Origin of the sequence: Paraburkholderia caffeinilytica, from assembly GCF_051027425.1 — a bacterium.
In the GTDB taxonomy this organism is placed as follows: Bacteria; Pseudomonadota; Gammaproteobacteria; order Burkholderiales; family Burkholderiaceae; genus Paraburkholderia; species Paraburkholderia caffeinilytica_A.
Genome location: NZ_CP186552.1, coordinates 2233201 through 2251712, shown reverse-complemented (window position 1 = coordinate 2251712; position 18512 = coordinate 2233201). Strand labels below are relative to the sequence as shown.

At 59.8% G+C, this 18512-nt stretch carries 13 protein-coding genes and 1 pseudogene; 4 read left to right on the top strand and 10 right to left on the bottom strand.

Translation table 11 applies throughout. The features are described from left to right. Positions 1-853: 853 nt before the first annotated feature. Positions 854-3037 (top strand): LamG-like jellyroll fold domain-containing protein, encoded by a 2184-nt coding sequence (locus tag ACOSV0_RS09755; RefSeq protein ID WP_434110121.1) that lies wholly within the window; start codon positions 854-856, stop codon positions 3035-3037. Positions 3038-3492: 455 nt separating this feature from the next. On the opposite strand, the gene ACOSV0_RS09750 is transcribed toward ACOSV0_RS09755, so the two are convergent. From ACOSV0_RS09750 to ACOSV0_RS09740, 3 genes are all read right to left on the bottom strand, one after another. Then, the gene (locus ACOSV0_RS09750; protein WP_434110120.1) at positions 3493-4647 is read right to left on the bottom strand and encodes a branched-chain amino acid ABC transporter substrate-binding protein; all 1155 of its coding nucleotides are present in this window, start codon (positions 4645-4647) and stop codon (positions 3493-3495) included. Positions 4648-4714: 67 nt separating this feature from the next. Next, entirely contained in the window at positions 4715-5644 is a 930-nt protein-coding gene (gene ctlX, locus ACOSV0_RS09745; RefSeq protein ID WP_115783098.1) for a citrulline utilization hydrolase CtlX, read from the bottom strand. 58 nt (positions 5645-5702) lie between these two features. Beyond that, positions 5703-6779 carry an ornithine cyclodeaminase gene (locus ACOSV0_RS09740; RefSeq protein WP_434110119.1) on the bottom strand — a complete coding sequence of 359 codons (1077 nt, stop codon included), beginning with the start codon at positions 6777-6779 and terminating at the stop codon, positions 5703-5705. Between the two features lie 195 nt (positions 6780-6974). Between ACOSV0_RS09740 and ACOSV0_RS09735 the strand changes: the two genes are divergently transcribed. Continuing rightward, positions 6975-7406 carry an Lrp/AsnC family transcriptional regulator gene (locus tag ACOSV0_RS09735; protein WP_115783632.1) on the top strand — a complete coding sequence of 144 codons (432 nt, stop codon included), beginning with the start codon at positions 6975-6977 and terminating at the stop codon, positions 7404-7406. A 780-nt stretch (positions 7407-8186) separates the two neighbouring features. On the opposite strand, the gene ACOSV0_RS09730 is transcribed toward ACOSV0_RS09735, so the two are convergent. The 3 genes from ACOSV0_RS09730 to ACOSV0_RS09720 form a co-directional block, all read right to left on the bottom strand. After that, positions 8187-9497 (bottom strand): MFS transporter, encoded by a 1311-nt coding sequence (locus ACOSV0_RS09730; RefSeq protein ID WP_434110118.1) that lies wholly within the window; start codon positions 9495-9497, stop codon positions 8187-8189. Between the two features lie 122 nt (positions 9498-9619). Next, complete coding sequence (locus tag ACOSV0_RS09725; protein ID WP_434110117.1) at positions 9620-10522, bottom strand: HpcH/HpaI aldolase/citrate lyase family protein; 903 nt, start codon at positions 10520-10522, stop codon at positions 9620-9622. Then, a complete protein-coding gene (locus tag ACOSV0_RS09720) occupies positions 10519-11751 on the bottom strand; it encodes a Zn-dependent hydrolase (RefSeq protein ID WP_115783103.1) in 1233 nt (410 codons plus the stop codon). Before ACOSV0_RS09720 ends, ACOSV0_RS09725 begins: the two co-directional genes overlap by 4 nt. A 141-nt stretch (positions 11752-11892) precedes the next feature. On the opposite strand from ACOSV0_RS09720, the gene ACOSV0_RS09715 reads away from it, so the two are divergent. Further along, on the top strand, positions 11893-12846 hold the full coding sequence (locus tag ACOSV0_RS09715) for a LysR family transcriptional regulator (RefSeq protein ID WP_434110116.1): 954 nt from the start codon (positions 11893-11895) through the stop codon (positions 12844-12846). Between the two features lie 112 nt (positions 12847-12958). Here the strand turns inward: ACOSV0_RS09715 and ACOSV0_RS09710 are convergent, their stop codons facing one another. From ACOSV0_RS09710 to ACOSV0_RS09695, 4 genes are all read right to left on the bottom strand, one after another. Then, positions 12959-13885, bottom strand: a complete 927-nt coding sequence (locus tag ACOSV0_RS09710; RefSeq protein ID WP_434110115.1) for a 2-hydroxyacid dehydrogenase — start codon at positions 13883-13885, stop codon at positions 12959-12961. 22 nt (positions 13886-13907) lie between these two features. After that, positions 13908-14684, bottom strand: coding sequence for a class II aldolase/adducin family protein (locus tag ACOSV0_RS09705; protein WP_115783104.1), 777 nt, complete (start codon positions 14682-14684; stop codon positions 13908-13910). 137 nt (positions 14685-14821) lie between these two features. Further along, positions 14822-15475, bottom strand: a complete 654-nt coding sequence (locus ACOSV0_RS09700; protein WP_434110114.1) for an RraA family protein — start codon at positions 15473-15475, stop codon at positions 14822-14824. 9 nt (positions 15476-15484) lie between these two features. Further along, positions 15485-16843, bottom strand: a complete 1359-nt coding sequence (locus ACOSV0_RS09695) for an MFS transporter (RefSeq protein WP_434110113.1) — start codon at positions 16841-16843, stop codon at positions 15485-15487. Positions 16844-16984: 141 nt separating this feature from the next. Between ACOSV0_RS09695 and ACOSV0_RS09690 the strand changes: the two are divergent. Beyond that, positions 16985-17748: pseudogene (locus ACOSV0_RS09690) on the top strand (IS110 family transposase); the annotation flags it as partial. Between the last annotated feature and the right edge of the window lie 764 nt (positions 17749-18512).

Genomic DNA, 18512 nt, shown 5'->3' with positions numbered 1-18512 from the left:
CACGGGATATGTTGGTGTTGCGTTGTCGCGGTCGCACCGGTCGCACGACGCCAGGATGTACCTTAGCCCGGCTTCGGCGCGTTGTCGCGACCGCCAGAGTGCACAATCACGCTAGCGTCGGGCATGGCCATCAACGCCTTTCCTGCGTCGAAGAACGAAGCGTCCGAAAGCCGACACGGATTCTCGCTCTGTCGGCGACCAGACTATGGAAAGGCGCAATCGCGCCGCCTAATGAGCTGTTCATCGAGGGGGCGTTTTTAGATCATCAATTACGGTTCTATTCTTTATCGAAATGTAGGGATTTCCTTATTGCCCTATAGGTGAATTTCCCAAAGTATCGTACCAGGCCAGAATTGATTGAAATTCAATTAAAAAATTAGAGATTTGCCCTCAAGAACGAAGAGACGGGGCCGTTTACCCTTGAAAATGCAGGATCATTCGCACTTATGCCGTCGAGCGGATGGGTGCACTTGTGGGCATAAGTGCAAATGAGTTCCTGCTGTCCCGTGATAACGCGAAGTATTCGAACCCAAAAAAAAGCCACGGAATAGAATACGGCGCTATCTGGAATGGTTCTAATGCTGCAGCGCTTAGCACGGGTCATCGAAGAATAGATCGAAATCATGTCCCCTGGCGGATATCCGGGGAGGCGAAGTTGCGGGTCTGCGAGCAAACGTTTGGCAGTCGACGATGGCGCCCGGAGCGGACTGCGTGAGTGAAACACCGGGTGCGTTCCACACACGACGAGAGGACAAATATGACGAAGTCGAAATCAGGCCACGCCGATACGCCGTACCAAGACGTGAGTTGTGACGCGTCTGACACATTGTCAGGACCCTTGGGCGCCTTACCGATGCCAACGCGAATTGCGGACGGCGTATCGCGCCGGACTTTCCTCTACAGCCTGGGCGCATTGGCCCTTTCGGCTTGCGGCGGCGGAGAGGGTTCGTCGTCATCTCAGTCGACCCAGTCGTCCACGTCGCAGGCGGCAGCAACAAGCAGTTCGTCGTCCAGCGCGTTCGTACATCCCGGTCTGTTGCATACTCAGGCTGATTTTGACCGGATGAGCCAGAAGGTTGCGGCGCAAGCGTCGCCGTGGATCGACAGCTGGAATATCCTGATTGCCAACAGCCACGCGAGTCTGTCGTGGACGCCAAATCCGCAGGCGGTCGTCTCACGCGGCGACGACGGTACGGACTCCAACAATGCCGGCACTCTTTATAACGACATCGCAGCCGCGTACGCATGCGCACTGCGCTGGAAGATAACGGGTACCACCGCGTATGCCGACAAGGCGGTCCAGATCATGAATGCGTGGTCGTCGACGCTGACAAAAATTGGCGGTACGACAGGCGCAAACAGCGACTACGACGGAATCCTGCTCGCCGGCATCCAGGGTTATCAGTTCGCCAACGCTGGCGAGATCATGCGCACGTATTCGGGCTGGACGGCAGCTGACTTTGCCAGCTTCCAGTCGATGATGCTCAACATCTTCTACCCGGTGAACCATGGGGCGCTTCCAGGTGCGCTCGTGGTGTACTCGAACTGGGACCTCTGCTGCGTGGCGTCGATCATGGCAATCGGGGTGCTTTGCGATAATCAGAGTGTGTTCGACGAGGCCGTCACGTACTTCAAGACGGGACTCGGCAATGGCGCAATCGCGCAGACGCTTTATTACCTCCATCCGGGCTATCTTGGGCAGACGCAGGAGTCCGGCCGCGACCAGGGGCACGACACGCTCAGCATCGCGCACCTGGGTGCGATCTGCCAGATGGCGTGGAATCAGAGCGTCGATCTGTTCAGTTACAACAACAACAGCTTGCTCGCTGCCGCCGAATATGTCGCCAAGGGCAACCTGATCCAGTCCGGCACGACGTATTACACGATTCCGTTTGCGACATACACGAACGCGAGCGTTACGGACACTGCATTTTCGACGTCCGCGCAGGGTACGATACGGCCTTGCTGGACTTTGATCTATCACCACTACGTTAACCTTCAAGGCATTGCTGCGCCCTATACGGGAAAGATGATGACGTTTGTGGGCACCGAAGGAGGCGGCGGCAACTATGGTCCGAATACTGGCGGCTACGACCAGCTCGGCTACGGGACGCTGACCTGCACGCGTGACCCGATTGGAAGCGGGGTCGCGCCGAGCGGGCTCACTGCGTTCGTGAGCGAGGGGAGCGTCACCCTGTCGTGGTGGGGTACCGCGTATGCGACCAGTTATAACGTCCAGCGCAGCACAACCTCGGGTGGTTCCTATACGACGATCGCAACGGGCATAACCGATCTGTTGACCTATACGGACAGTGGTCTCGCGGCCGGCACTTACTACTACGTCGTGTCGGCGGAGACGCCGACTGGCGAGACTGCGGTGTCGAACGAAGCGGCAGCGGTCACGGCCGTGCAACTGCAAACGTACCTCACGTTCAACGCGAGCAGCGGTACCACCGCAGCGGATTCGAGCGGCAACGGCCATACCGGCACGCTGGTCGGAGGGGCGAGCTGGGTGGCCGGCAAGACAGGTAACGCGGTCTCCCTTGACGGCAGCACGGGCTACGTCAGTCTGCCAAGCGACATCGTGCTCGGTCTTGCTGACTTCACGATCGCAGCATGGGTTAACTGCAGCACATCGCGCAACTGGATGCGCGTGTTCGACTTCGGTTCAAATGTCGACCACTACATGATGTTGACGACGCACTCAAGTAGCGGGGTACCTCGCTTTGCGATGACGGTCAATGGCAGCGCGGGCGAGAAGGGGATCAACGGCACGACGGCACTACCCACCGGAGAATGGACCCACATCGCGGTGACACTGTCAGGCAGTGTCGGGACGTTGTATGTGAACGGCAGCGCGGTCGGCACGAATACGGCAATGTTGCTTGCGCCGTTCCGCCTTGGCAGTACCAGCCAGAACTGGATTGGCCACTCGCAGTACTCCACGGATCCATATTTCCACGGTTTGATCGACGAGTTCCGTATCTATTACAACGCGCTCACGGCCGACCAGATTGCGACATTGGCTGCGGCCTAAAGGTGGGAGTGCCGGATGCCGGCGGACCCGAGGCTCGTCGGCATCCGTAGCTTGATCCGTCGTGTAGGTGAAAACGCTTGCAGGCCTCGGCGAAGCCATGCCGCCCGCTGATCTGCTGAGCGTGTATTGGCATCGCGCTGGAGCGCCGAAACGAATCATTTGACCCACCCCGAGACAGCGTAGTACATCTATTCCGATGTAGATAATCGAAAATATCTTAAGCTTTGGATCTTAATGAATCCCGGCCGGACCTGTTCTCTGTGAAAAGAACAGGGCTGTCATCCGTGAGTGAACAGCGGGCTGCCCCGGGGCTACCGGTTGGCCCGACTTGAAAGTGCTGATGTACTCGAAGTGCAGGGTGTCAGACGCTCTACCTTGCGCTGTCGATGCAAACGTGCCCTCGGATGTGTCATCTTGCTACTTCATGCACGCGTCCGAAGCATGCTACCGGGCGTTCACATTTTTACAATGTCGAGCAACCTCTGTTTCCCGTCAACGTACTGATAGAGTGATATCGCGCTTTGTTTGAGGTCGCCCTGGGCATCAAACCGAGTCGTGCCAATAACCCCTGTGTATGAAGTAGATGCCACCGCCTCGAGAATATCTTTGGCCTGAATCGACCCCGATCGTTTCATCGCGTCCACGATGATGTACACCGCGTCATAGGTGAATGGCGCATAGACTTCAATGGGTTTGTTGAAACGTGCAACGTATCGCTTCTCAAAATCCTTGCCTCGCTCCATCCTTTCGAGCGGAAGACCGGCGATAGAGCAGATGATGTTTTTGCTTGCGGCGCCGGCGAGTTCCGCTACTTTAGGCGTGCAAACTCCGTCGCCCGCGAGTAACTTTGCAGGTATTGCCAACTGCGTGGCCTGTTTGGCAAGTGGACCGCCCGTCGAGTCCATGCCTCCGTACATGATGACGTCCGGGCGCTCACCCTTGATTTTTGTCAGGATGCCCCGGAAGTCGATCGACTTGTCCGTTGCGGCATCGTGCGAGACAACGGTGAGACCAGCCGCTTTCGCCCGCTTTTCGAACTCGTTTGCAAGTCCTTGACCATACGCAGTGGAATCGTCGATGATCGCGACGGTCCTTGCTTTCAGCACCTTCGACGCATAATCGGCAAGCGCCGGACCTTGCTGCGCATCGGTTGCTACCAACCGGTAGGTGGTTTTGAAGCCTTGCTTTGTGTAAGTTGGATTCGTTGCCGACGGTGATATCTCAACAATGCCCGCGTCGTTGTAGATTCGCGAGGCGGGAATCGACGTACCGGAGTTCAAATGACCGATGACAGCAACGGCCTTGTCGTCGACCAGCTTCTGCGCGACTTGAGTCGCTTGACGCGGGTCGCCTGCATCGTCCTCCGACTCGAGTTGAAGTGTGACGTTCTTGCCGCCGATTGTTAGCCCGGCGGCATTGATCTCTTCAATTGCCAGGCGAGCACCGTTTTCATCGTCCTTTCCCAGGTGTGCGCTGCCGCCGGTTAGCGGCGCGGCATGCCCGATCTTCACGACGATGTTGTCTGGGGCCGCCAGTGCAACGCATGGTGACGTGACGCAAAGCACGGCGGCGACCGTGAATTGGGCACGTTTGTTGAATGAATGTCGCATTTGTCTCTCTCCGGTCATCGGATGTTGTAGGTGAAATGCTGTAGTTAAGGAGGGTCGATTACACGCGTTAGCGTCGCGCGAGATGGATGCCAGCAAGCATGCAGCGCACGGAGCCGCCCGCCATTTCAACGGTGGGAACCCGAAGTGGCAGGAGGCGCGCGGATTGCTCAATCTGTGTGCGTTGTTGCGGTCTCAGACTTTCAGCTGCGCGTTCGGACAACGCGAGCACACGACCGTTGCTTCCCGTGAGTTCGATTGCGTTGCCGGCAAAGCTGTCGATCTGTTCGTGATCGAGCGCAATCACGGTCCGTCCACTCTCGAGCAGTCGCCGCTGAACTTCCGCGCGGCGGGACGAATCAGAAATCAAGTCGAGCCCCACCAGCGAAAATTCGGTAGCGATGCTCATCATGACGTTGGTGTGGTAGACGGCACGGCCTGAACGATCAGTCGTGTCGAAACACATGGGCTCGAAATTGAAATGCGTACAGAAGCGCTCCAGGGCAACAGGGTCGGCGCGACGCGAACGCGCAGTGTAGGCAACGCGTGCGACGTGGTCGAGCACCATGGCGCCAGTGCCCTCGAGGAAAACACCGTCGTATTCAAGACCTGAATAATCAATCACGTCCTGGACACGATATTCTGCTTTGAGCATCTCGACGACATCTGCACGTCGCTCGCGCCGGCGGTTCGCGCAATGCATTGGATAGAGCGCGATATGACCGCCAGCATGAGTTGAGAGCCAGTTGTTCGGAAACACGGAGTCGGGCGTCTGGTGTTCCCCGTGATCGTCAAAAACGTGGGTGCGGATTCCGGCTCGCTCCAACGCTGCCGCCGCTGCCGTGACCTCGTTTCGCGCAGCAGCGGCAAGTGCCGCATGGTCCTGCTCGCGCCCGGCCCGCTGAAAGGTGTTGTCATCCGCCGTTTCGGGATTGGGGTGAAAACAGTGCGGCCGGATCATGACGACAGCGCTGGGCGCCTGAATCGAAATAGTGCTCATGTCAGTGAGGGGAGAACGAGTACGTTGTATATGTCGTTTCGAGTTTCGACGACGCTTCTTATTGACTCAGTGCCATAGCCTCGTTATTGAGCGCCATCAAGTCGTCCGCAGGCGCGCTCGGCGTGGCCAGCGTATCGAACAGGTTCTTGGGGTCGACAGAAGGCGGGATCAATGCGACCTGTGTGCCGACTTTCCGGCTCTGTGCGAGACTATGCAGATAGCGGAGCGCGGAATAATCTTCGAGCGCGAAGCCCACCGAGTCGAATACCGTGACTTGCTCGGGGCGTTCCCGGCCAGCCACTTCGCCCCGAAGCACACGCCAGAATTCGATGACCGGGAAGTCGCCCGGCAGTTGTTGGATGTCCCCTTCGATGCGGGTCTGCGGCTCAAACTCAACAAATACGGTCGCCGTGCGCAGCACGTCTGCGTGCAGTTCTGTTTTTCCAGGGCAGTCGCCTCCGACTGCGTTGAGGTGTATGCCCGGCTCAATCATCTCGGGCGTGATGATCGTCGCGTACGCCTTGTCCGCAGTGACGGTGGTGACGATGTCGGCCCCGCGCACGGCGTCAGCCGTCGAGCTTGCGCGTACGACTCGCAATTGCGGATACCCCGCGAGATTGGCAATCAGCTTGTCGGTTGCGCGAGGATCGACGTCAAACACGCGGATCTCTTCGATGCCGAGGATGGTGTGAAAGGCGATCGCCTGGAATTCGCTCTGCGCCCCGTTGCCGATCAATGCCATGGTGCGAGAGTCGGGCCGTGCGAGCACCTTCGCAACCATCGCCGACGTTGCGGCGGTGCGCAATGCGGTCGTCAAGGTCAGCTCGGACAAAAAAATCGGGTAGCCCGTGTCGACGTCTGCCAACGCACCGAATGCCATCACGGTGTGGATGCCGCGCTCGGCATTGATGGGATGGCCGTTCACGTATTTGAAGGCGAACAGGCTTGAATCCGCGACGGGCATCAACTCAATGACGCCCACGTTCGAATGACAGGCAACGCGTGGCGATTTATCGAATTCCTGCCATCGAAGGTAATCGGCGCGAATCGTGTCGGCGAGTTCACTCAGGAAGAGCGGGACGCCGATGTCCGCGACGAGGCGATAGGTTGCGGGTACGTCTAGAAAGCAGGTCATTGCCGAATCTCCCATGTTATTGGTGGCCGCTATTGCGAGAACGCTGGTGAAATTATTCACCGGCCTCCAGCCAACAAAAAGATGGCAAAGGTTGCAGTTTTTTTGACTTGTGTAGCAAAATGCTAGTCATTCGTGACAATTTGCTAAATTTGGCGGCGACCTGTCTGTGCCGGCGCATTCAGATCGGTGGGGAAAGTGGTCAATCTCGATGATGTCGACAAGCAGTTGCTTGCGCTGTTGCGGCAGGACGCTCGCATGTCTGTGGTGACGCTTGCAAAGCACTTGCGCGTCGCACGCGCAACGGTGCAGAACCGTATAACCCGGCTCGAGAAAAGCGGGGTAATCGTCGGCTATACCGTGCGCCTGAAACCGGCGGCGGAGCCGCATCAAATTCGCGCGTTGATGACGATCGCCGTTGAAGGTAATCGAGCGAAAGACGTAATGACGGTGCTGCGCGGACACCCTAACGTGGCGACCATCCATAGCACCAATGGACGTTGGGACATGATTGCGGAGCTGCGAGCCGACACGCTGGAGAACTTCGATCGCGTGCTCGGTGCGATACGGTTGATCGACGGAATCGCCAATACGGAGACAAGCATTTTGCTTTCCACCCACAAGCTCTAAGCAGGCAGTGCGTGATTGCCAGACCAGCGGCAAGGAGATAGCTTCCGAAGCTCCCCGTCGCACCTCGACTAACCGGTTGGCAGACCGGCTGCCGGCGTAACTAGCGAAACGTCACCTACTGGAAGCACTCTGCGCAAACTGGCCGCGACTTTGGACAATCTGTGATCTTTCTGTTGGCTCGAGGGGACGCGACAATAGGTTCCTTGCTAAACCGCGGAAATCTCAATAGAGCAAGTTCACGATGTTTGCTGACGACTGATTCTCGACGCACAAGAGCTGCCGCATCGTCCTGGGCCCGATGAAGTCAATCAACCGCCGACGTGAGCAACGCCCGGATGTCGTTGAGAGATGGCGGGCGGACCGGTGAGCTATGCTCGGGGATATTCGTCTCACGCAGCGATATGGATGTCGATGCCGAGTTCGGTCAGGCGATCGCTCCCGCTCGGGAGCGGTCACGATATTATTTCCACGTGTTCGGCCAATACAAAGAGGACGTACCTCGCAAGCACGCAGGCAAGAGTTACTACACGGGAAATGAACAGACAATGACCGGTAAGCGATCTCGATGGCATCGACGGGTATCTCATCGGTCTGCCGCTCGGAAGAGGCCCCGAAGTCGGTGATGTACATCCCGCACGCGTTGGCCCAGATACCAAAACTTACCGGTCAAATTCATAAACTCTGTGTCAGGCACCAGCAAAGCCGATATCCTTGATTCTGGTTCTGTCCGACTGAGATCGGCATCAATCGAAGTGGGCGCGATTGCGCCTCCTGCACGCACTAATTCATGAGCATCGCCGCAGGTCCCTCTGCCCGGATCTCCTTGCGATATCGCCCGAGTCCCACGATCCCAAGCAGCGACACAGCGGAAAGTGCGCTGAAGAACACCGCCAATGGCAACCATTCACCCTTGTAGTTCTGCGCGAGCATCGTACCGATCAGAGGCGTCGTCCCACCGGCGATCGTCGCGCACAACTGATAGGCAATCGAAATGCCGGAGTACCGGATCTGGGTCGGAAAGGCCGGTGTCATGAAACCGGCGATGACTGCGTAGATAGCGGACAGCACCACCACTGCGAGCGAGATGCCCACTACGATCGCGACCGGATTTTGTGTCGTGACGAGCAGGAACATCGGGTAGGGCGTAAGCATCGAGAGCAGGGCGGCGCAGGTCAGAAAGCGGGTCTCCCCAACACGCTGTGCCATCAGCGCCGAAACCGGCTGGGACGCCAACTGGATGAGGGTGACGACAAACAGGCAATCAAGAATGAACGATTTCGACATGCCGAGATACGCTGTGACATACGAAATCATGAACGTGTTCGTGAAGAAGAACCCGGCGGAGCCAATCGTCGTGGCCATCGCTGCCACGACGATTGGATACCACGCGGTGCGCAGCACTTCCCTGACCGGCGACTTCAGCACCTCGCGATTCTTGCGAAGCTGCTCGAACTCGGGCGACTCTTTCACGCCGAGACGGATCGCCATGCCGATCAGGAGCAGCACGAAGCTGGCGAGAAACGGCAGGCGCCAGCCCCAGGCAACGAAGCTTGCGTGATCGAGCGAGGTCACGAGCCTGAACGACACGAGCGAAAGAATCAACCCAGCCGGGCTGCCCATCTGTGGAAAGGACGCGAAGAACGTTTTGCGGCCGGTTGGCGCGTGCTCGCTTGCCATCAGTACCGCGCCGCCCCATTCGCCGCCCACGGCAATGCCTTGGAGAATCCGCAACAGCACGAGCGAGATCGGCGCCCAGATGCCGATGCTGGCGTAGCCGGGCAGCAGGCCGATGCCGGTGGTGGCGATCCCCATCAGGAACATGGTCAGCAGCAGCATCCTCTTGCGGCCGAGCTTGTCGCCTAGATGCCCGAACACTGCACCGCTCAATGGACGCGCAATGAAGCCGACAAAGAACGTGCCGAACGAAGCCATCGTACTCGGAAAGTGATTGCTGCTCGGGAAGAACAGCTCGCCGAGCACGAGCGCGGCGGCCGTGGCATAGGTGTAGTAGTCGTAAAACTCGACAGCCGTGCCGATAAAAGCCGCGGTGGCGGCGCGCACCGGCTGATGAGTCTGGTCAGAATGGGACATGGGGAATCCTGTTGATGGGCGAACAGCGTTGGCTTGACTGCCGACTTTATCGGTCGCCGAAATACGCCCGCAAAATTCAGATTTTTAATCTTCAGTATCAAGGCAGCTAATGCTCGCCCTACTTATGCGTTGCCGCTGTCGTCAAAGGCGCGGAGGAGTGCGGCACGCGCGATCAGCCGTTGCGCGTTATTGCGCTCCGGGTAGTCGATCCATGTCGAACCGGCAGGGGACGGATGCGCCTGCTGCGCCGCGTGTGTATCGACGAGCGCACGCGCCGCCTTCACGTCTTCCACGGATGGCGTTAGCGCGCGGTGAATCGCCGGCACGTGTTCCGGAAACACGACGCTTTTTGATACGAATCCGAGTTGTGTGGAGATGTCCAGGTCCTGCCCAAGCACCTGCGCCGACCGATATGTACAAGGAAGATCAATCGGCACGCGGCCGGCGGCGACGCACTCAATCAGAAAGCGGCTTCGTGCGTAAAGCAGTTCGTTACCGCCCGGCGTGCGGCGTGCGCCGAGGTTCGCCGCCAGGTCCTCGACCGCCAGCATGCAGCACTTTATCCGCGCACCCACATGAAGTAGCGCTCCCAGATTGACCAGACCCTTTGCGGATTCGACAACTGGAACCACCTCCGTCGAACCCTCCGGAATGCCCAGCTTGCGCTCGATGACGGCCAGCGCATCGTCGAGTGAAGCCAGCTGAGCCGCGCTCTCCGCGTGCGGCAGAAAAATCGCCCGTGGGGTGCCGGGCATGATGCCTTCGAGATCGGCATGGCCGTCGTGCTCCAGTTTGTTGATCCGTACCGAACCGAACGTGCCGGCCCGAGCCGCCTCGCGCAATAGCGTGACAATGCGTTCGCGTGCCTGCGGCCGGTCTTGCGGCGAAGTCATCTCTTCGAGGTCAGCGACGATTGCATCTGCACCGCTTTGCAGCGCGACTGCGTGGGTCCCGGAATGGTTGCCGGGTACGAAGAGCCATGTGCGTCGGATACTTGGCGGGCGCGGCGTTTGATCAACGTTCATACGGCCTGCCCGGCGCGTGCAAGCATCGCGTGAAGCAGCACGTCCGTACCACGCGTGACGTCTTCCGGCAAAGCGTCTTCGGCTTCGTTATGACTCAGACCGTCGACACAGGGGATAAAAATCATCGCGGTCGGGCAGTGCTTCGCGAGATGGATCGCGTCATGACCGGCTCCGCTGACGATGCGTTGATGCGGATAGTCCAGCGCCCCCACCGCGTTGCTGACAGCGGCAATGCAGTGCGGGTCGAACGGCGTAGCCGGACTGACCCAATGCTGCCCCACCTCGACGGTGAGGCGGCGGCGCCGCGCGATGGCCTCGAAGCGCTCGCGCAGCGCGGCTTCCATCTTTTCGATCATCGCGTCGTCGGGGTGGCGCAGATCAACCGTGAACGACAGGTCCGCCGCGATCGTATTGCGCGATGCATTGCGTATGTGCAGCTCGCCGATGGTGGCGAGGCCCTGCGGGAAGAAATCCGCCGCGATGCTTTCCAGTTCCGCGGCCATTTCCGCGCTTGCGAATAGCGCATCGCGGCGGTACTGCATCGGCGTCGTGCCCGCGTGCGCGGCCTGCCCGCGGACGCGCACATCGAGCCAGCGAATCGCCTGGCCGCCCGTGACGACGCCAATCGGCACGCCACTTTCCTCGAGCACCGGCCCCTGTTCTATATGCGCCTCGAAATAGGCGTCGAAGACGATGCCGGGCACAGAGCGTGTGCCGGCATAGCCTGTTGCCTGCAATGCCTGCTCGACCGAGGTTCCTGCTGCGTCGCGCGTGTTCAATGCCTGGGCGAGCGGCATGACGCCCGTGAAGGCCGCTGAACCGAGCATCGCCGGCGTGAAGCGGGCGCCTTCCTCGTTGGTCCACACGACGATTTCGATAGGCTTGTCGGTTTGAATGTTCGCATCGTTGAGCGTGCGGACAACTTCGAGCGCGGCCAGCACGCCATAGACTCCGTCGAAGCGGCCGCCTTCGGGCTGGGTGTCGAGGTGGCTGCCGCTCGCGACGGGCGCGGCGTCGTTCCGCTTGCCTGCGCGCCGGGCGAAGAGATTGCCGACCTGGTCGACGGATAACGTGAGCCCCGCGTCGACACACCATTGCGAGAAAAGCGCCCGGCCTGCCGCGTCCTGCTCGGTCAGTGCGAGGCGCCGCACACCACCGCCGGCCGTGGTGCCGACGGCGGCCATGTTCATCAGGCTCGTCCAGAGCCGCTCACCATTGATCTTTAGCATCACACACTCCTGAAGCCGCGGCGTACTGTCCGCGTCGGGTTCGTCGTGATGCCTTTATCCGCAATCAAAAATGATAAGTCTAATTTCTAATTCTAATCCTAAGTATAATTTTGGCGGATGATGAAAACAGTGAGCCTCATCGTGAGCAAAGACCGCCCGGACACCTATCTGAACGACCGCCTCGACTGGAACCTGCTGCGGACTTTTCTCGCCATTGCGAAAGAGGGCAGCGTGAGTCGCGCGGCGACGAAGCTGCATCTGACGCAGCCGGCCGTGAGCCAGGCGTTGCGCCGGCTGGAGGAACAGTTGGGACTGCGCCTCGTGGATCGCCACGGTCCGCGCATCGAGGTCACGCAGGCCGGCATCGAAGTGAAGCAGATTGCTGAAGACGTCTATGGCACGATTTCGCGACTCTCGCTTGCCGAGGTGGATCGCGATCACGATATCTCCGGCATGGTGCGCGTGAGTACCGTCAGCGGCATCGATTTTCCGGCCTACGACACGTTTCTCGCGGAGTTCCATCGCACGTATCCGCGCATTGAACTCGAAAGCCAGGAAATGCGCAGCGCCGATGTGGTGAACAGTCTCCAGCAAAAATCCGCCACGCTCGGACTGACGCCGCGGCGAGCGTTGCCTAAACGGGTTGATAGCCGCGTGTTTCTGCGGCAACGGTATGCGCTTTTCTGCGGACGTCATCATCCGCTCTTTGGGCGCGAGGATCTTCGGGTCGCCGATCTTGCCGGCGAGAAGTTCGTCTCCTTCACCGGCGACAAAGTGGGCGACCACCTGTCGCCGCTCACATTCTTTCGTGACGAGATGGGCTTCACCGGGCGCGTGGTCGGTTCATCGTCGAGCATGACCGAGGTGAGGCGTTTTATCTTCGCGGGCTTCGGCATTGGCTGCCTGCCGGAACACGTCGTACGCGACGACATCGCTCAAGGCCGCCTTCAGCGGCTGCCGCCGGATGAAGGCGTGGCTGACCTCGATATCTACATGCTGTGGTCACAGGACCGTAAGTTGAGCGCCGCTGAAGCCGCGTTTATCGATGCTTTGAATGTGTTTATCGACGGTCAGGCGGAAGGTGCTGGCGGCTAACGCAACGCTCTACAGCCGCGCGTCATGTCGGCCACGTTCTGCAGCGGTTCACCGCGGATCGGCCTGCGCGCGTTCTGCGCCACTTCTCTCACGCTGCGCTCCACAACCTCGCTCAATAGCCGCGCGTAACGTCGACCACGTTCTGCAGCGGTTCGCCGCGGATCAGCCTGCGCGCGTTGTGCGCCACTTGTGTGCCGATCGTCTCCGAGCTGGCCACCGACGCCATATGCGGCGTCACGATCAGATTGGGCGCGCGCCATAAATGATCTTCGGGTGGTAGCGGTTCGGTCGGAAACACGTCGACGATCGCGCCGCCGATGTGCCCGTTCGTCAGCGCCGCGATCAGATCCGCGGGCACCAGATGTTCGCCTCGGCCGACGTGGATCAGTTTCGCGCCTGGCCGTAAGTGTTCGAACGTGTTCGCGTTGAGAATCCAGCGGGTTTCGTGCGTGAGCGGCAGGAGACACACGAGGATGTCCGTCCCCCGAAGGAATGACTTGAATTCCTGCGGACCGGCGAAGGTCGTCACGCCCGGCAGTTCACGGGGCTTGCGCGCCCAGCCGCGCACCGCGAAGCCGAAGCGCTGCAGGTCCGTCGCGACACGGCTGCCGATTTCTCCCAGTCCCATAATGCCGACGGCGCATTCGGACGCATCACGCTGATCGTGGCGAAACCAGCGATCAAGACGCTGATTGGCGAGCACGCGGTCGAGTTGACGATGAAAGTGCAGCACCCCCCATGTGACGAATTCGCTCATTCCGCGCGCGTGCTGAGGATCGACTACCCGGCACAGCGGCACGGCGGGCAGGGCGGGGTCGGACAGGATGTTGTCGACGCCCGCTGCGATGCTATGCACGAGCCGCAGTTTCGGCAGTTCGGCCAACGCGCCGGCCGGCGGATTCCAGCACACGGCGATGTCAGCATCGGCGGCCGACCGCTCGCCGTGCATCACGACATCGAATTCAGGGGCGGCGTGCAGAATCGGCTGCACCAGATGTGACATGTCGTAGTCACGGCTCATCAGAACTAGTTTGGTCATTGCATCGAATCAGAAAGCGGGTCTAGCTGCGGTAGTCGGATTGCGGGTCGTCGATCAACCGTAACGCCGCGCGCCACGCCAACTCCGAAATTCCCGCGGAATCGTCGCGAGCGAACTGGCTCGCGGTCAACTCGCACACTTCTCGCGGCGGGATGCGCAGTGCGCTGCCGCCCGCCAGCGCCTGGATTTGCGCCTGACAGGCCCGCTCGAGGAAATAGATCTCGTGGAACGCTTCGGCTGCCGTGGTGCCTGCCGCAAGCAGCCCGTGATTGCGCAGGATCATCGCCTTGCAGGAACCGAGATCGCGCACCAGGCGCTCGCGCTCGCCCAGTTCGAGCGCGATGCCCTCGTAATCGTGATAGGCGAGCTTGCCGTAGAACTTCAACGCATGCTGACTGATCGGCAGCAGCCCCTGCTCCTGCGCCGATACCGCTGTTCCTGCGGCAGTGTGCGTATGGATCACGAAGTGCAGGTCGTCGCGCGCCGCGTGGATGGCCGAATGAATCGTGAACCCGGCGGCGTTCACACGAAACAACGCCGGATCGGTGCGCGCCCGCTCGTCGATGACGTTGCCGAGATGATCGATCTTCACGAGGTCCGACGCGCGCATCTCGTGAAACAGCACGCCATAGCGGTTGATGAGAAATGCCGGCGGCTCGCCCGGCGAGCCGGGCAGGCGCGCCGTGATGTGCGTGTCGATCATGTCGGTCATGCGGAAGTGTGCGGCCAGCCGGTAGAGTGCCGCCAGTTCCTCTCGTACCTGCTGTTCGGCAGCCGGCGGCGCCGGTTTGTCGCTCATGCGATCGGGTGTGGGCGTGGATTGCATTTCAGAAGACTCCCAGGTTCTCACGTGCTGTAGTGCGCGTAGTGTTCGTTAGCGCGTCAGTGTCCGTCAACTTGATTGTTCTAATGCTGATCATTAGCCGCGTGAATACTTTACGACGTGAAGCATTGCAGGACTTCGTGAAGCGGCGCTTTGGCGTTAAGCCGAGCCAGTAAGGCGGGCTCCGCGTGGTCCGAGGCCAGTGCCTGATCGATCACGGCGGCGAGGGCTGACGCTTCGGCGAACAGCACGCCGTTGTCGTCGGCCAGCACGATGTCGCCCGGGCGCACCACGACGCCGCCGCACACCACGGGCTCGTTGAACAGGCTCGACATCGTGTCGCGCTTTTTGGTCGTCAGCAATGACGTTCCGCGTGCGAATACCGGCAGTCCCGTGCTGCGTAGTTCGAGGAGATCGGTTACCACGCCGTCCACGATGACGCCTCTTGCGCCGGCGTTGAGCGCGGCGCATGCCGTGACCGCACCGACCGGCGCATGCGTATGGTTACCGCTCATGTCGATCACCAGCACGTCGCCGGGTTTAAGCTGCGACAGGGCGCGGTTCACGGGAATGGCGTCGGGCGACAGCAGCTTGAGCGTCACCGCGCGTCCGATCACCTTCACATTGGGGACCATCGCGCGAAGACGGTGGTCCGCGAAGCCGTTTTCCATGAAGTGCCCGAGTGTCGGGAAGCTGACGGATTCGAGGCTGCGCAGTAAGGATGAGTCTGGCGTGGCTTGCATCAGAGCGGCATTTTCCGTTTTCATATCAGGTCTTCACGAAAGGCTCGCGGTGGCGGCATTGGCGCGCGCCGTGGATGAGATGTCGCGGCGCAGTGTCTCCGCGAGCAGCACGAGCGCGAGTACCGAAACAGCCGCCGAGCCCATCATGTACCACGCCACCGACGAACCGCGGCCGGTAGCCGACAACAGCGCGGTGGTGACAATCGGCGTGGCCGCACTGCCGAGCAGCCCGGACAGCATATAGCTTACCGACAGGCCGGAGTAGCGAACCTCGGTGCCGAACAGCTCCGCGAGGAAGGTGGCGATGGGGCCATAGTTCGCTGCGAAGGCGGTCATCATCAGTAGATAGCCGAGCAGCGCAAACGGAAACTCGCGCGTATCCAGCAGCCAGAAAAGCGGAAAAGCGAGCAGGGCCTCGGCAACAATGCCGCCGATGATCACCGGTTTGCGGCCCACGATGTCGGATAGCCTGCCGAAGGCCGGCAACAACACGATGCAGAGCGCGCAGGCAATCAGTGCAATGGAAAGCATTGCGTTACGTGAGAAGCCCAGCGTCTGCGTCCCATAGGTTAGCCCGAAAGCGACGATCAGGTTGAACGAGGTGCCCGTCGACATCGTTGCGATGCCGCCGAGCAGCACCTGCTTCCAGTATCGGGTGAGGACCTCGGCGATCGGCAGTTTGACCTGCGCGTCGGCTTCCTTGATCTTGCGGAACGACGGCGTTTCCGATGTGTTCAGACGGATATAAAGCCCGACCCCCACGAGTAACGCGCTCGCAAGGAACGGAATGCGCCAGCCCCAGGAGAGCAGGGCGTCGTTTGACAGCGTGGCATTGCAGACCAGAAACGCCAGATTGGCGATCAAGGTACCGGCAGGCACGCCGATCTGCACCCACGAGCCATACAGTCCGCGCTTGCCGGCAGGGGCGTGTTCCACCGCCATCAGTACGGCGCCGCCCCATTCGCCGCCGAGCGCGAGTCCCTGAATGACGCGCAAGGTGAGCAGCAGAATGGGCGCCCAGATGCCTATGGATGCGTAGTTCGGCAGCAGCCCGATCGAAAACGTCGCGATGCCCATAATGATGAGCGAGACCAGCAGCATCGCCTTGCGTCCGAGGCGGTCGCCGAAATGGCCGAACAGGGCGGCTCCGACAATGCGTGCGAGATAGGCGGAGGCGAACGTGCCGAACGCCAGCAAGGTGCCGACCAACGGGACGAAGCCGGGAAAGAACACCTTGTTGAAGACGAGTGCTGAGGCGGTGGCGAAAACGAACAGGTCATACCATTCGACGGTCGTGCCGATCACACTCGCCACCGCGATCTTTTTCATGTTGGCCGGGGTGCCATCTCCTGGCAGTGGCGGTGGCGTGTCCGCGAGGCGAGAGGACGTCATGAGTTTCTCCTTGAGGCATGGCGGTTTCAGTGGATGAACGCAGCCATTGCGCGCATGGCCTGGTGCCTTTATCGGAAGCCAAAAACAATAAGTAAAAGTCTGATTTCTAATTCTTAGTATTAGCAGCGTGAATAGTTGGCCGCTGTTCCTCGTCGAAAGCTTTCGTGCACACAACTGATTCCGTTTTTTAGCAATCTGAAGGCGGCTACCGTGGTCATGGAGGCGTGTCCCGGCGCGCACTGGCTCGCACGCAAGCTCGATGCAATGGGTCACCAGGTAAAGCTGATTTCGGCCCAATATGTGCGACCTTTTGTGAAGAGCAACATGAACGACTACATCGACGCCGAAGCGATCTGCGAAGCTGCATCCCGGTCCGCTATGCGCTTCGTCGAGCCGCGAAGGGAAGCGCAGCAGCTACTGGCAGCCTTGCATCGGGCGCGTGAAGGTCTGGTGACCGAACGTACGACCACCATCAACCGGATTCGTGGCGTACTGCTTGAGTTCGGCATCGTCGTTCCTTTATCGAGAGCCACGCTACGTCGGTTGCCTGATGTGCTTGCGGTTCAGGAGCTGCCACTGCGGTTGATCGAGCTCATCCACCGCCTCCATGCTCATTATCTTCACCTCGACCAGCAGATTAACGATGTCGAGCGGGATCTGACTTCACAACTAACGAAGACGAGAGCGCTGCCCGGTTACTGTCGATTCCCGGTATCAGAACCGTTACGGCAAGCCTTTTCGCACCGGAAGTCGGCAACGTTGCCCAGTTTGCTAGCGGCCGGAACTTCGCGGCCTCGATCGAACTGGTACCACGACAGCACAGCACGGGCGAGCGAAGTGTCCTGTGTGGAATCAGCAAGCACGGCGACAAGCACCTGCGCCGGTTCCTAGTGCAAGGCGCACGAGGAACCGGCAAGAATACCGAGGCCCAAACCCGACATTTCCATAAAGCTACTACAACCAAAAGGTTGATAGTTTCTTTATGCAAAATCCGCGAACGGCAGGATAGTGACCAGTTCTTAGCACCGTCGCGGTGAACGTGGCAAGTGGATCTGCCGGCCGAGGCGGCGATAGCACACGTTATTGCGTCAACCCGGTGTCGCAAGGGCGAGGGCAGGCAGGACGGATCGACTGGTGGTTGCCCGACTCCATGTAGCATCGTTCTTTGCATTTCTTTGAGGCCACCGGCCGACGCAGCAACAGGGCCGCTTTGGGCAAAGCAGCCACTTCCTGAGAAGCTAACAATGATCGCAATGTCCGACACTCGCCGGCCGCGACGACGCCTCTAACGCGAGCTGTTCCTTATAAGGAGTTCTTGGCGCGACACCGCCGCCGACCTGTTGAGTACGGCGCATTCAGTCTGTCAACGCCACTGCAGACGGCGAGCAATTTCGGTGGCCACGAATTCAGTTCTGGATGTTCGCGTTAATCTGATCGATCACGTTACCGGAATACGTAACAGGATGCCGGTCGACGCGAGAGTGCGTGTTGACAAGCGCAGGGTTACGGAGGCCGCTGTCATATTTATCCAGTAGAAGTGTGTCGCACATGGCGCCTAAAACCGGCGGTAGCCTATCCTGCCGTCACTTTTGCAGCAGCGTTTTTCCGTTATGTAGCCCGGTGTTTTCCGCGAGGCCTTCTGCCTGAGTCTGCTGGGTCATTCATCTGA

What these genes read in the sequence shown, in the direction of transcription:
- ACOSV0_RS09755 (WP_434110121.1), top strand. Translation starts at nt 854, where the DNA reads ATGCCAACGCGAATTGCGGACGGCGTATCGCGCCGGACTTTCCTCTAC.
- ACOSV0_RS09750 (WP_434110120.1), bottom strand. Translation starts at nt 4,647, where the DNA reads ATGCGACATTCATTCAACAAACGTGCCCAATTCACGGTCGCCGCCGTG.
- ctlX (WP_115783098.1), bottom strand. Translation starts at nt 5,644, where the DNA reads ATGAGCACTATTTCGATTCAGGCGCCCAGCGCTGTCGTCATGATCCGG.
- ACOSV0_RS09740 (WP_434110119.1), bottom strand. Translation starts at nt 6,779, where the DNA reads ATGACCTGCTTTCTAGACGTACCCGCAACCTATCGCCTCGTCGCGGAC.
- ACOSV0_RS09730 (WP_434110118.1), bottom strand. Translation starts at nt 9,497, where the DNA reads ATGTCCCATTCTGACCAGACTCATCAGCCGGTGCGCGCCGCCACCGCG.
- ACOSV0_RS09725 (WP_434110117.1), bottom strand. Translation starts at nt 10,522, where the DNA reads ATGAACGTTGATCAAACGCCGCGCCCGCCAAGTATCCGACGCACATGG.
- ACOSV0_RS09720 (WP_115783103.1), bottom strand. Translation starts at nt 11,751, where the DNA reads ATGCTAAAGATCAATGGTGAGCGGCTCTGGACGAGCCTGATGAACATG.
- ACOSV0_RS09710 (WP_434110115.1), bottom strand. Translation starts at nt 13,885, where the DNA reads ATGACCAAACTAGTTCTGATGAGCCGTGACTACGACATGTCACATCTG.
- ACOSV0_RS09705 (WP_115783104.1), bottom strand. Translation starts at nt 14,684, where the DNA reads ATGAGCGACAAACCGGCGCCGCCGGCTGCCGAACAGCAGGTACGAGAG.
- ACOSV0_RS09700 (WP_434110114.1), bottom strand. Translation starts at nt 15,475, where the DNA reads ATGAAAACGGAAAATGCCGCTCTGATGCAAGCCACGCCAGACTCATCC.
- ACOSV0_RS09695 (WP_434110113.1), bottom strand. Translation starts at nt 16,843, where the DNA reads ATGACGTCCTCTCGCCTCGCGGACACGCCACCGCCACTGCCAGGAGAT.